Raw genomic sequence first — 12397 nt, forward strand, 5'->3', positions numbered from 1 at the left:
GGTGACCGCGCCGACCGCCGGGGTGCCTCCGCGCACCCCGGCCGCCGTGCTGGCCGCGGCCGCCGACGCGGGGGCCACCGTGGTCCTCAGCGGGCACGTGCAGCCCGACGCCGACGCCCTCGGCAGCACGCTGGCCCTCGCCGAGGGACTGCGCCGCCGCGGCGCCCGGGTGACCGCCACGTTCCCCGGCCGCCCGGTGCTGCCCGAGTCGCTCGGCTGGCTGCCCGGCGCCGAGGGGCTGGTGCCGTCCACCGCCGTGCCCGCGTCCCCGGACGTCTTCGTCAGCCTCGACGCGGCCTCGCCGGCGCGGCTGGGGGAACTGGCCGCGCTGCTGGACGACGCCGGCACGTCCGTCGTCGTCGACCACCACGCCAGCAACCCCGGCTTCGGCGACGTCCGGCTGGTCGACCCGGCCGCGCCGGCGACCGTGGTGCTGGTCGCGGGCCTGCTCGACGAGCTCGGGGTCGGCCTCGACGCCGACCTGGCCACGCTGCTCTACGCGGGCCTGACCGCCGACACCGGCTCCTTCCGGTTCAGCAGCACCCGGCCCGACACGCACGCGCTGGCCGCGCGCCTGCTGTCCACCGGCATCGACCACGCCGCCGTCAGCCAGCGGCTGTTCGACACCGCGCCGTTCGGCTGGCTGCGGCTGCTGTCGGCGGTCGCCGGCCGCGCCGTCCTCGAGCCCGGCGTCGGCGCCGGCCTGGTGTGGACCTGGTCGAGCACCGCCGAGGCCGGGGAGCACGGCCTGCCCGGCGAGCAGCTCGAGGCCCTCGTCGACGTCGTCCGCGCCACCGCCGAGGCCGACGTCGCCTGCGTGCTCAAGGGCCAGGACGACGGCTCGTGGTCGGTCTCGCTGCGCTCCCGCGGCGCCACCGACGTCGCCCGGGTCGCCATGGCCCTGGGCGGCGGCGGGCACCGGGCCGCGGCCGGCTTCACCTCGTACGGGGACCGCGAGGCCACCGTGGCGGCGATCCGCGCCCAGCTCACCGCGATCATGGCGCGGTGACCACCACCTCCCCTCCTGAGGCGGTCCCGGCGCCATGATCGCGGGGGACAGCCGCACCCCGTCGGTCCTCGCGCTGGCCGTCCCCGCGCTCGTGGTGCTGGCGGCCGAGCCGCTGTACCTGCTCGTCGACACCGCCGTGGTGGGCAACCTGGGCACGGTCCCGCTCGGCGGCCTGGCCGTCGGCGGTGGGCTGCTGGCCTGGGCCGCCGCACTGCTCAACTTCCTCGCCTACGGCACCACGGCGCGCGCCGCCCGCCGGGCCGGCGCGGGGGACCGCGCCGGCGCGGTCGCCGAGGGCGTCCAGGCCACCTGGCTCGCGCTGCTGCTGGGCGCCGTCGTCGTCGCGCTGTTCCAGGTCCTGGCCGGCCCGCTGACCCGCGCGCTGGCCGGCGGCCCCGGCGAGATCGCCGCGGCGGGGGAGCACTGGCTGCGGATCGCCGGCTGCGGCGCGCCGCTGCTGCTGGTCTCGCTGGCCGGCAACGGCTGGCTGCGCGGCGTCCAGGACCTGCGCCGGCCGGTGCGCTTCGTGCTCGCCGGCAGCCTGCTGAGCCTCGTGCTGTGCCCGCTGCTGGTGCACCCGGCCGGGCTGGGGCTGCCCGGCTCCGCCGTGGCCAACCTCGCCGGCCAGTCGCTGACGGCGGCCCTGTTCGTGCGGGCGCTGCTGCGCGAGGGCGCCGACTGGCGCCTCCGGCCGGCCGCCGTCCGGGCCCAACTGGTCCTCGGCCGCGACCTGCTGCTGCGCGCCACCGTCCTGCAGCTGGCCTTCCTCGTGGCCGCGGGGGTCGCCGCGCGCGCCGGCCAGGCCCAGCTCGGGGCGCACCAGATCGCGCTGCAGCTGTTCCTCTTCCTGGCCCTCGTCCTCGACGCCTACGCCATCGCCGCGCAGACCCTGGTCGGGCACGCCCTCGGCGCCGGCCGCTCCGGCGAGGCCCGCGCCACCGCCCGCCGGGTCACCCTGTGGGGCCTGGGCACCGGCGTGCTGGTCGCCGTGCTCCTGGTGGCCGGCCGCGGCGTGCTGGTCCCGCTGTTCACCGACGACCCCGCGGTGCGCGCGCAGGCGGAGGTGGTCTGGTGGTTCCTCGCCGGGTTCCAGCCGCTGGCCGGCGTCGTCTTCGCCCTCGACGGCGTGCTCATGGGCGCCGGCGACGTCGGCTACCTGCGCACCGTCACCGTCGGTGCCGCGCTGGTCGGGTTCCTCCCGCTGTCGCTGCTGTCCGGCCCGCTGGGCTGGGGCCTCGCCGGCGTCTGGACCGGGCTGACGGCGTTCATCGCGCTGCGGCTGGTCGCCGTCCTGCTCCGGGTGGCGGGGGACAGGTGGCTCACCGCGCCTGCGACGGTGGGCACATGAGCCGCCGCCGCGCCGCCGACGCCGCCGTGACCCCGGGGATCCTGCTGGTCGACAAGCCCGGCGGGATGACCTCGCACGACGTCGTCGCCCGGGCCCGGCGGGTGCTGTCGGTCCGCCGGGTCGGGCACGCCGGCACCCTCGACCCGATGGCCACCGGCCTGCTCGTGCTCGGCGTCGGGACGGCGACCCGGCTGCTGGGGCACCTCGGCGGCTCGGACAAGGTCTACGACGCCACGGTCCGGCTCGGGCAGACGACGGTCACCGACGACCGCGAGGGCGAGGTGCTCACCACCACCTCGGCCGGCGGCCTCGACGACGACGCCGTCCGCGCCGCGCTGGCCGCCCAGACCGGCCCGCTGCTGCAGGTGCCCTCCTCGGTGAGCGCGGTGAAGGTGGACGGCCGCCGGTCCTACGACCGGGTGCGGGCCGGTGAGGAGGTCGTGCTGGAGCCGCGCGCGGTCACCGTGCACCGCATCGACGTGCACCGGCTCACCCGGCCCACGCCCGACCTGGTCGACGTCGAGGTCACGGTCGCCTGCACCGCGGGCACCTACGTGCGCGCCATCGCCCGGGACGCCGGCGCGGCCCTCGGCGTCGGCGGGCACCTGACCGCGCTGCGCCGCACCGCCTCGGGCCCGTTCACCACCGCGCAGGCCGCCCCGGTGGAGGAGGCCGCGGCCGCGCTCGCCGGCGGCGGGGGAGCGGGCGTGCTCGGCCTGACCGAGGCGGCCACGGCGATCTACCCCGAGCGCCGGCTGTCCGAGGACGAGGCGCGGGCCGTCGGGTACGGCCAGCGCGTCCCGGCGACCGGGCGGCCGGGACCCACCGCCGCCGTCGACCCCGCGGGCCGGCTGGTCGCGCTCCTCGAGGACAGCGGCGCCACCGCCCGTGTCACCGTCGGGTTCCCGCCGGGCTGACCGCGCCCGGCGGGACCGTCAGCCGCGCGCGACCTTGCCGACGGGGGAGTCCTCGAGGTGCGTGAGCAGGTCGGCGGGGTCGTCGTAGACCTCGTCGGCCCCGGCCTCGAGCAGCTCGGCGCGCGAGATGCCCCCGCAGGTCAGCGCCACGATCGGGAGGCCGGCGTCCCGCGCGGCCCGCACGTCCCAGACCGTGTCGCCCACCGCGACGGTGCGGGCGGGGTCGAGCCCGTGGGCCTCGACGGCGGTCAGCATCAGGTCCGGCGCCGGCTTCGCCGAGTGGACGTCGCCCGACGTCGTCGCCCCGTCGACGACGTCCTCGCCGCCGATCGCCGGCTGCATCCACTCCAGGTCGGACTCCTCGCCGCTGGTGGCCAGCACCACGGCCAGGCCGAGCTCGTGGCAGGCGCCGAGCAGCTCGTCGACGCGGGGGAAGGCGGCCACCTGCTCGCGCAGCGGCTCGTAGCGACGGCTCTTGGCCGCCATCACCTCCTCGACGTCGTCCGCGTCGTCCCCCAGCAGGTGGGTGACCAGCTCGGCGCTGCCGATGCCGATCGACCGGTGGCACGCGGCCATCGAGACCTCGGGGTGCCCGGTGTCGCGGAAGGCCTGCCACCAGGCGAGGACCTGGAGGTAGTTGGTGTCGAGGAGGGTGCCGTCGACGTCGAGGAGCACGCCGGGCCGCTTGTCCTGGGTCACCGGGGCATCGTCGCCCGCGCCGGGATGCCCCGCAGGGCGGTTGACCGGCGACCGGGCCGGGAACGGGGCGTCCATGAGCGTCGTGAAGATCAACGCGATCGTGGTGCCGCCGCACGCGCAGGAGCGCTTCGAGGAGCGCTTCCGCGGCCGGGGCGGAGCGGTGGAGCAGACCCCGGGCTTCGAGTGGTTCGAGCTGCTGCGCCCGGTCGAGGGCACCGACCAGTACCTCGTCTACACGCGGTGGGCGAGCGAGGAGGCCTACCGCAGCTGGGAGGGCAGCCAGGACTTCGCGCGCGCCCACGACGGCGGCGGTGACTCCCTCGCCCCGGCTGCCAGCGACTCCCACCACCTGTGGTCCTACGAGGTCGTCGAGAGCTCCGCACCCGACCGGCCCTGAGCCCGCACGGGGAGGTGGCGGCGGTCGGCTCCCGGCCGCCGCCGGCCCCGGCGCTACTGTGGTCGGCGGGCCGGTCGTCCGCCGGTCCGCGCTCCGAGTCCGCCCAGGTGGGAGACATGACCGACACGCTCGCCGACAGCCGCACCTCCTCCCGGGTCTTCACCGAGGGCGTGCCGGTGACCGTGGAGGGCGTGTCCCGCCGGCCGGCCGCCGAGCGCCAGGCCGTGCTGGCCGACCCCGGCTTCGGCCGCCACTTCACCGACTCGATGTTCCTGGCCCGCTACGAGGCCGGCCGCGGGTGGTACGACGCGCGGCTGACGCAGTACGCGCCGCTGCAGGTCGACCCGGCCACCGCCGCGCTGCACTACGCGCAGTCGATCTTCGAGGGGCTCAAGGCCTACGCGCAGCCCGACGGCAGCGTGGCCACCTTCCGGCCCGAGGCCAACGCCGCCCGCTTCGCCCGCGGCGCCCGCCGGCTGGCCATGCCGCCGGTGCCCGAGGACGCCTTCATCGCCGCCGTCGACGCGCTCGTCGACGCCGACCGCGACTGGGTGCCCACCGGCCCCGACCAGACGCTGTACATCCGCCCGTACCAGCTGGCCACCGAGCCCTTCCTCGGCGTGCGGCCGGCCCACGAGTACCTGTTCCTCGTCATCGCCAGCCCGGCCGGCGCCTACTTCCCGCGCGGCGTGCACCCGGTGTCGGTCTACCTGTCCGAGGACTACATCCGGGCCGCGCCCGGCGGCACCGGCGACGTCAAGTGCGCCGGCAACTACGCCGCCAGCCTGCTCGCCCAGGAGCAGGCCATCGCCGCCGGCTGCGACCAGGTGGTCTGGCTCGACGCGGTGGAGAAGCGCTACGTCGAGGAGATGGGCGGGATGAACCTGTTCTTCGTCCTCGGCTCCGGCGACGACGCCGAGCTGGTCACCCCCGAGCTCACCGGCACGCTGCTGCCCGGCATCACCCGGGACTCGCTCATCGCCGTCGCCCGCGAGCGGGGCATGCGGGTCACCGAGCGCCGGTTCAGCGTCGACGAGTGGCGCTCCGGCGTGGCCGACGGCACCGTCACCGAGACCTTCGCCTGCGGCACCGCCGCGGTCATCACCCCGGTCGGCGAGGTCAAGGCGCGCACCGGTGACTTCACCGTCGGCGACGGCGCCCCCGGCCCGGTCACGATGGGCCTGCGCGAGCACCTGCTCGACATCCAGCACGGCCGGGTGCCCGACACCCGCGGCTGGCTGCACCGGGTCGCCTGAGCGACCCGGCGACGACACGGGGAGGGGGCGCGTGCGGCGCTGGCGCGGACAGGCCGACACCCCGGCCGACCTCGGCCGGACGGTGGTCACCGTCGGCATGTACGACGGCGTCCACCGCGGCCACCAGTCCCTGATCGGCACCGCCGTCACCCGCGCGCGGGCCCTGGGCCGGCCGTGCGTGCTGGTCACCTTCGACCCGCACCCCACCGAGGTCGTCCGCCCCGGCTCGCACCCGGCGATCCTCACCTCGCTGGACCGCAAGGCCGAGCTGGTCGCCGAGCTCGGGGTCGACGGCATGTGCGTGCTGCCGTTCACCCCGGAGTTCAGCCGGCTGACCCCCGAGGAGTTCGCCCACGGCGTGCTCGTCGAGAACCTGCACGCCTCGATGGTCGTCGTCGGCGAGAACTTCACCTACGGCCACAAGGCCGCGGGCACGGTGACCACGCTGACCCAGGAGGGGCGCCGGTTCGGCTTCGCCGTCGAGGGCGTCCCGCTGGCCGGCGACGCCTCCGCCGACGGCGAGGTGACGATCTCCTCCACCTACATCCGTGCCTGCGTCGCGGCCGGTGACATGGTGAGCGCGGCGCGGGCGCTGGGCCGGCCGCACCGCGTCGACGGCGTCGTGGTGCGCGGGGACCGGCGCGGCCGGGAGCTGGGCTACCCGACGGCGAACGTCGAGTGCCCGCCGTACACCGCCGTCCCCGCCGACGGCGTCTACGCCGGCTCGCTGGTCACCCGCGACCCGGCCGGCCGCACCCTCGACAGCCGGCCGGCCGCCGTCTCGGTGGGCACCAACCCCACGTTCCAGGGCTCCCGGCGCACCGTCGAGGCGTTCGTCCTCGACTTCTCCGGCGACCTCTACGGCGAGCACGTGGGCGTCGAGTTCGTCTCGCGGCTGCGCCCGATGACCGCCTTCGCCGGCGTCGACGAGCTGGTGACGGCCATGGCCGGCGACGTCGCCCGGACCCGCACCGTGCTGGGGCTGCCCCCCGCCGGGTGATCGCCGCCGCAGCCGTCCCGGGCCGCGCTGGTAATGTCGTCGTCGCCGTGTACGTGCGGCGATGTGTGCCACCTGCCCCCGTGAGTCAGACCGGGGGCCACACGCGACCTGGCCCGGAGGCCCTCCATGGCGCTCGACAGCGCGACGAAGCAGCAGATCATGACCGAGTACGCGACGGTCGAGAAGGACACGGGCTCGCCCGAGGTCCAGGTCGCGATGCTCACCCGCCGGATCAGTGACCTGACCGAGCACCTCAAGCAGCACAAGCACGACCACCACAGCCGGCGGGGCCTGCTCCTGCTGGTCGGTCGTCGCCGGCGGCTGCTGAACTACCTGGCCAAGACGGACATCAACCGCTACCGCTCGCTGATCGAGCGGCTCGGTCTGCGCCGCTGAGCCACGAGGGGACCGTCCCGCCGGGACGGTCCCCTCTCTCGTGGGGCACCCGCCCCGCGAGGACCCCGGCACCGCGCCGCGCACCCCGCGCTGGTCGGTCCTCGGTGGTGGCCCCCGGGCATGCCCTCCTCCAGGAGGGGGAACGATCCCGTGGGCTTCGATCGAAGACCGGTCATCCCGGAGCAGTCCGGCGCGAGACGCCACGAAGAGGACGTCGCCGCATGCGACGTAGGAAGAGGACACAGTGTCCGCACCCACCACCCAGGGCAGCCAGCCCACCAACGGCATCGCTGCCGAGTACGACCCCGAGGACGGGGTCACCACCGCCACCGCGGTCATCGACAACGGCAGCCACGGCAGCCGCAGCATCACCTTCGAGACCGGGCGGCTGGCCAAGCAGGCCGCCGGCTCGGTCGTCGTCAGCATGGGCGACACCATGCTGCTGTCGGCCACCACGGCCGGCAGGCAGCCCAAGGAGCACTTCGACTTCTTCCCGCTGACGGTCGACGTCGAGGAGCGGATGTACGCCGCCGGGCGCATCCCCGGCTCGTTCTTCCGCCGCGAGGGCCGCCCGGGCGAGGACGCCATCCTCACCTGCCGGCTGATCGACCGCCCGCTGCGCCCGACCTTCGCCAAGGGCCTGCGCAACGAGGTCCAGGTCGTCATCACGGTCCTGTCGCTGGACCCCGGTCACCTCTACGACGTGCTGGCCATCAACGGCGCGTCCGCCTCCACCCAGCTGTCGGGCCTGCCGTTCTCCGGCCCCGTCGGCGGCACCCGCGTCGCGCTGGTCGACGGCCAGTGGATCGGCTTCCCCACCCACGCCGAGCTCGAGGACGCCGTCTTCGACATGGTCGTGGCCGGCCGCCTCCTGCCCGACGGCGACGTCGCGATCATGATGGTCGAGGCCGAGGCCACCGAGAAGACCGTCGAGATGGTCCGCGGCGGCGCCACCGCGCCGACCGAGGAGGTCGTCGCCCAGGGCCTCGAGGCCGCCAAGCCCTTCATCAAGCAGCTGTGCGAGGCGCAGTCCGCGCTCGCGGAGAAGGCCGCCAAGCCGGTCGCCGACTTCCCCCGCTTCCTCGACTACCAGGACGACGTCTACGCCGCCGTGGAGTCCGCCGCCCTCGACCGCCTCACCCAGGCGCAGTCGATCGCCGGCAAGACCGAGCGCAACGACGCCACCGACGCGCTCAAGGACGAGGTCGTCTCCTCGCTGGCCGAGCAGTTCGCCGGCCGCGACAAGGAGGTGTCGGCCGCCTTCCGTGCCGTCACCAAGAAGGTCGTCCGGCAGCGCATCCTGCGGGACAAGGTCCGCATCGACGGCCGTGGCCTGACCGACATCCGTCCCCTGTCGGCCGAGGTCGAGGTCCTCCCGCGGGTGCACGGCTCGGCGCTGTTCGAGCGCGGCGAGACCCAGATCCTGGGCGTGACCACGCTGAACATGCTCCGCATGGAGCAGCAGCTCGACACGCTCTCCCCGGTGACCCGCAAGCGCTACATGCACAACTACAACTTCCCGCCCTACTCCACCGGGGAGACCGGGCGCGTGGGCTCGCCGAAGCGCCGCGAGATCGGCCACGGCGCGCTCGCCGAGCGGGCCCTGCTGCCGGTGCTGCCCGACCGCGAGGAGTTCCCCTACGCGATCCGGCAGGTCTCCGAGGCGCTGGGCTCCAACGGCTCGACGTCGATGGGCTCGGTCTGCGCCTCCACCCTGTCGCTGCTCAACGCCGGTGTGCCGCTCAAGGCCCCGGTCGCCGGCATCGCCATGGGGCTGGTGTCCGACGAGGTCGACGGCAAGACGCAGTACGTCGCGCTGACCGACATCCTCGGCGCCGAGGACGCCTTCGGTGACATGGACTTCAAGGTCGCCGGCACCAAGGACTTCGTCACGGCCCTGCAGCTGGACACCAAGCTCGACGGCATCCCGTCCGACGTGCTCGCCCAGGCGCTGACCCAGGCCCGCGCCGCCCGCCTGCACATCCTCGACGTGATGAACGAGGCCATCGACGCCCCCGACGAGATGAGCCCGTACGCCCCGCGCGTGACCACGGTGCGCATCCCGGTCGACAAGATCGGCGCGGTCATCGGCCCCAAGGGCCAGATGATCAACTCGATCCAGGACGAGACCGGCGCCGACATCACCATCGAGGACGACGGCACGATCTACGTCGGCGCCTCCGACGGCCCCTCGGCGCAGGCCGCGGTCGACCGCATCAACGCGATCGCCAACCCGCAGATGCCGAAGGTCGGGGAGCGCTTCCTCGGCACCGTCGTCAAGACGACGCCGTTCGGCGCCTTCGTCTCGCTGCTGCCGGGCAAGGACGGCCTGGTGCACATCAGCAAGCTGGGCGGCGGCAAGCGCATCGGTAAGGTCGAGGACGTCGTCAACGTCGGCGACAAGCTGCAGGTCGAGATCACCGACATCGACGCCCGCGGCAAGATCAGCCTCGTGCCGGTGGCCGCCGAGGGCGCCGGCGAGGCCGACGGTGCCGCCGCCGGTGACGGCGCGGCCCCGGCCGACGCCCCCGCGGCGACGGAGGCCTGACACGGTCGCCGACCCGACTCCGACCGGGGCCGGGGCTGGCGTGGGGTCCACCGACCTCGCGTCCGCCCCGGCCCCGGTCGGTGTCACCCGTGTCATCGACGTCGACGAGGTCGGCGGCCGGGTGGAGCGCACGGTGCTGCCCGGCGGGCTGCGTGTCCTCACCGAGACGATGCCCGGGGTGCACTCGGCCACCCTCGGCATCTGGGTGGGCGTGGGCTCGCGGGACGAGACCGACCGGGTCGCCGGCGCCTCGCACTTCCTCGAGCACCTGCTGTTCAAGGGCACCCGCAGCCGCAGTGCGCTGGAGATCGCGACGGCCATGGACGCCGTCGGTGGTGAGATGAACGCCTTCACCGCCAAGGAGCACACCTGCTACTACGCCAACGTGCTCGCCAGCGACCTCCCGCTGGCGGTCACGCTGCTGGGGGACCTGGTGACCGAGGCGCTCAACACCGCCGAGGACCTGGAGTCCGAGCGGACGGTGGTGTTCGAGGAGATCGCCATGCGCGACGACGAGCCCTCCGACCTCGTGCACGACCTCTTCGCCGAGACGCTCTTCGGCGGGACGCCGCTCGGGCGCTCGGTGCTCGGCACCGTCGAGTCGATCGAGGGACTCGGCCGCGACGACGTCGACGGCTGGTACCGCTCGCGCTACGCCGTCCCCTCGATGGTGGTCACCGCCGCCGGCCGGGTGGACCACCAGCAGGTGGTCGACCTGGTGACGGCGGTCTTCGGCGACCGGCTCTCCGGTCGGGTGTCCCCGTCACCGCTGCGCCGCGGGGCGGACCTGACGTTCGACCGCCCGGCCTCCCCGGCCGGGCTGGTGAACCGCAGGACCGAGCAGACGCACCTGCTCCTGGGCAGCCTCGGCCTCAGCCGCTTCGACGAGCGGCGCTACGCGGCCGCGGTCCTGGAGACGGCGGTCGGGGGCGGGATGAGCTCGCGGCTGTTCCAGGAGATCCGGGAGAAGCGCGGGCTGGTCTACAGCGTCGGGTCCGCGCTCACGGCCTACGCGGGCACCGGCGCCTTCTCCGTCTACGCGGGGTGTGCCAAGAAGCGGGTGCCGGAGGTGCTGCGGCTCGTGCGCGAGGAGCTGGCCCGGGTGGCCGCCGACGGGCTGACGTCGGAGGAGGTGGCCCGCGGTCGGGGCCAGCTGCGCGGCGGGACGGTGCTCGGTCTCGAGGACACGGGTTCACGGATGAGCCGGCTGGGCAAGAGCGAGCTGTCGCACGGGGAGTACGTGCCGGTGCGCGAGGTGCTCGACCGGATCGCCGCCGTCGACGAGGACCAGGTGCGTGCGGTCGCGGCCGACCTGCTGGGCCGGGAGACCTGCCTGGCCGTCGTCGGTCCCTACCGCGAGTCCGACCTCGACCGGCTCTGACCCACCTCCTCCGGAGACCGATGACCGATCCCCGTCCGCACGCGGTGTTCCGCGAGCACGGTGCCCTGTCCCGGGGCGCCTTCGCGGTGACGGTGCTCGTCTCCCTCGCCGTGCTGTTCGCGCCGGCGTCCGACGTCCCGGCCGCGCCCCCCGGGGTGGACAAGGTCGTGCACCTGCTCCTGTTCGCCGCGCTGGCGCTCGCCGGGCGGTGGGCCGGCACGCGGCCGGGGCCGCTGGCGGTGCTGCTGGTCGTCTACGGCGCGGTCAGCGAGGTCGTGCAGGCGGTCTCGGCGCTGCAGCGCTCCGGCTCGGTGCTCGACTGGCTGGCCGACGCCGCCGGCGTCGGGCTGGGGCTGCTGGCGTGGACTGCGGGGGAGCGGCGGACCGCCCGGGCCGTCTTGCGTCGGGACGGGCCGCCGGGAAGCCTGACCCGGTGACCACCAGCACTCCCGGACCCGACCAGCAGACGACCGCCGCGACCGTCGGCGAGCCGCTCCGCATCTCGGTCGGCGTGCTCGGCGCCCGGGGACGGATGGGCACCGAGGTGGTGAGGGCGGTGAACGCCGCCGACGACCTCGAGCTCGTCGCGATGGTCGACGAGGGGGACTGGCTGTTCAACGTGGCCGACGCCGGCGCGCAGGTGGTCGTGGACTTCACCCGCCCGGACGTCGTCATGGACAACATCCGCTTCTGCATCGACCAGAACATCTCCTGCGTCGTGGGGACGACCGGCTTCGACGAGCACCGGCTGGCCACGGTCGCCGAGTGGCTCGAGCCCAAGCCCGACGTGGGCGTGGTCATCGCGCCCAACTTCGGGATCGGGGCCGTGCTGCTCATGCGCTTCGCCCAGGAGGCCGCGCGCTTCTTCCCCTCCACCGAGATCGTGGAACTGCACCACCCGAACAAGGTGGACGCACCCTCGGGCACCGCCGTCCGCACCGCCCGACTCGTGGCCGCCGCCCGCCGGGCCGCCGGCCTCCCGCCGTCGCCGGACGCCACGACCGACTCGCTGCCCGGTGCCCGGGGTGCCGACGTGGAGGGGATCGCCGTCCACGCCGTGCGGATGACCGGTCTGGTCGCGCACCAGGAGGTCCTCATGGGCTCGGCGGGGGAGACCCTGACCCTGCGGCACGACTCCTACGACCGCGCCTCCTTCATGCCGGGCGTGCTCCTCGCCGTCCGGGAGATCGGACGGCGGCCCGGCCTCACCGTGGGCATCGAGTCCTTCCTGGGGCTCTGACCGGGCCCCCCGTGCACGCCCCCCGGGAGTCGTGTATGTTTCTCTTCGCGCCGGACGGAGCCCGCGAGGGCCACGGAGGAGCACCCCAGCGGTGCAGGACTCCGGAGGACGGCGTAGGGTAGGACCAGCAGCCACCGAGGACGCCCGAGAGGGTCGAATGGGTGTGCGTCCGCTCCTTGAGAACTCAACAGCGTGCCGAAAGTCAG

General features: G+C 74.8%; 12 protein-coding genes. 11 read left to right on the forward strand and 1 reads right to left on the reverse strand.

The genetic code is table 11. From position 1 onward, the window contains the following. The first annotated feature begins 1 nt into the window (after nt 1). From HLV61_RS07585 to truB, 3 genes are read left to right on the forward strand one after another with little or no spacing between them, the layout of a single operon-like run. Complete coding sequence (locus HLV61_RS07585; protein WP_369253895.1) at nt 2-1009, forward strand: DHH family phosphoesterase; 1008 nt, start codon at nt 2-4, stop codon at nt 1007-1009. A gap of 34 nt (nt 1010-1043) precedes the next feature. Continuing rightward, nucleotides 1044-2357: an MATE family efflux transporter gene (locus HLV61_RS07590; protein WP_369253897.1), complete on the forward strand. Its 1314-nt coding sequence runs from the start codon at nt 1044-1046 to the stop codon at nt 2355-2357. After that, complete coding sequence (gene truB / locus HLV61_RS07595; protein ID WP_369253899.1) at nt 2354-3274, forward strand: tRNA pseudouridine(55) synthase TruB; 921 nt, start codon at nt 2354-2356, stop codon at nt 3272-3274. Before HLV61_RS07590 ends, truB begins: the two co-directional genes overlap by 4 nt. Nucleotides 3275-3292: 18 nt before the next feature. Here truB and HLV61_RS07600 read toward each other — a convergent pair whose 3' ends face one another. Continuing rightward, entirely contained in the window at nt 3293-3973 is a 681-nt protein-coding gene (locus HLV61_RS07600; protein WP_369253901.1) for an HAD family hydrolase, read from the reverse strand. A gap of 73 nt (nt 3974-4046) precedes the next feature. Here HLV61_RS07600 and HLV61_RS07605 point away from each other — a divergent pair, with 73 nt between their 5' ends. From HLV61_RS07605 to dapB, 8 genes are all read left to right on the forward strand, one after another. Continuing rightward, nucleotides 4047-4370, forward strand: a complete 324-nt coding sequence (locus HLV61_RS07605) for an antibiotic biosynthesis monooxygenase family protein (RefSeq protein ID WP_369253903.1) — start codon at nt 4047-4049, stop codon at nt 4368-4370. 116 nt (nt 4371-4486) lie between these two features. After that, nucleotides 4487-5626 (forward strand): branched-chain amino acid aminotransferase, encoded by a 1140-nt coding sequence (locus HLV61_RS07610; protein WP_369253905.1) that lies wholly within the window; start codon nt 4487-4489, stop codon nt 5624-5626. Nucleotides 5627-5657: 31 nt separating this feature from the next. Then, nucleotides 5658-6626 (forward strand): bifunctional riboflavin kinase/FAD synthetase, encoded by a 969-nt coding sequence (locus HLV61_RS07615; protein WP_369253907.1) that lies wholly within the window; start codon nt 5658-5660, stop codon nt 6624-6626. A gap of 126 nt (nt 6627-6752) precedes the next feature. Next, nucleotides 6753-7022, forward strand: coding sequence for a 30S ribosomal protein S15 (gene rpsO, locus HLV61_RS07620; protein WP_072920360.1), 270 nt, complete (start codon nt 6753-6755; stop codon nt 7020-7022). 244 nt (nt 7023-7266) lie between these two features. After that, nucleotides 7267-9570 carry a polyribonucleotide nucleotidyltransferase gene (locus tag HLV61_RS07625; RefSeq protein WP_369253910.1) on the forward strand — a complete coding sequence of 768 codons (2304 nt, stop codon included), beginning with the start codon at nt 7267-7269 and terminating at the stop codon, nt 9568-9570. Between the two features lie 40 nt (nt 9571-9610). Further along, nucleotides 9611-10951, forward strand: coding sequence for a M16 family metallopeptidase (locus tag HLV61_RS07630; protein WP_369253912.1), 1341 nt, complete (start codon nt 9611-9613; stop codon nt 10949-10951). 20 nt (nt 10952-10971) lie between these two features. Then, nucleotides 10972-11388, forward strand: coding sequence for a VanZ family protein (locus tag HLV61_RS07635; protein ID WP_369253914.1), 417 nt, complete (start codon nt 10972-10974; stop codon nt 11386-11388). Further along, nucleotides 11385-12191: a 4-hydroxy-tetrahydrodipicolinate reductase gene (dapB, locus tag HLV61_RS07640; RefSeq protein ID WP_369253916.1), complete on the forward strand. Its 807-nt coding sequence runs from the start codon at nt 11385-11387 to the stop codon at nt 12189-12191. The genes HLV61_RS07635 and dapB overlap by 4 nt, the downstream gene beginning before the upstream one ends. Nucleotides 12192-12397 lie beyond the last annotated feature (206 nt).

The organism is Geodermatophilus amargosae, from assembly GCF_041028265.1.
GTDB lineage: Bacteria > Actinomycetota > Actinomycetes > Mycobacteriales > Geodermatophilaceae > Geodermatophilus > Geodermatophilus amargosae_A.

What these genes read in the sequence shown, in the direction of transcription:
- HLV61_RS07590 (WP_369253897.1), top strand. Translation starts at nt 1,044, where the DNA reads ATGATCGCGGGGGACAGCCGCACCCCGTCGGTCCTCGCGCTGGCCGTC.
- truB (WP_369253899.1), top strand. Translation starts at nt 2,354, where the DNA reads ATGAGCCGCCGCCGCGCCGCCGACGCCGCCGTGACCCCGGGGATCCTG.
- HLV61_RS07605 (WP_369253903.1), top strand. Translation starts at nt 4,047, where the DNA reads ATGAGCGTCGTGAAGATCAACGCGATCGTGGTGCCGCCGCACGCGCAG.
- HLV61_RS07610 (WP_369253905.1), top strand. Translation starts at nt 4,487, where the DNA reads ATGACCGACACGCTCGCCGACAGCCGCACCTCCTCCCGGGTCTTCACC.
- rpsO (WP_072920360.1), top strand. Translation starts at nt 6,753, where the DNA reads ATGGCGCTCGACAGCGCGACGAAGCAGCAGATCATGACCGAGTACGCG.
- HLV61_RS07635 (WP_369253914.1), top strand. Translation starts at nt 10,972, where the DNA reads ATGACCGATCCCCGTCCGCACGCGGTGTTCCGCGAGCACGGTGCCCTG.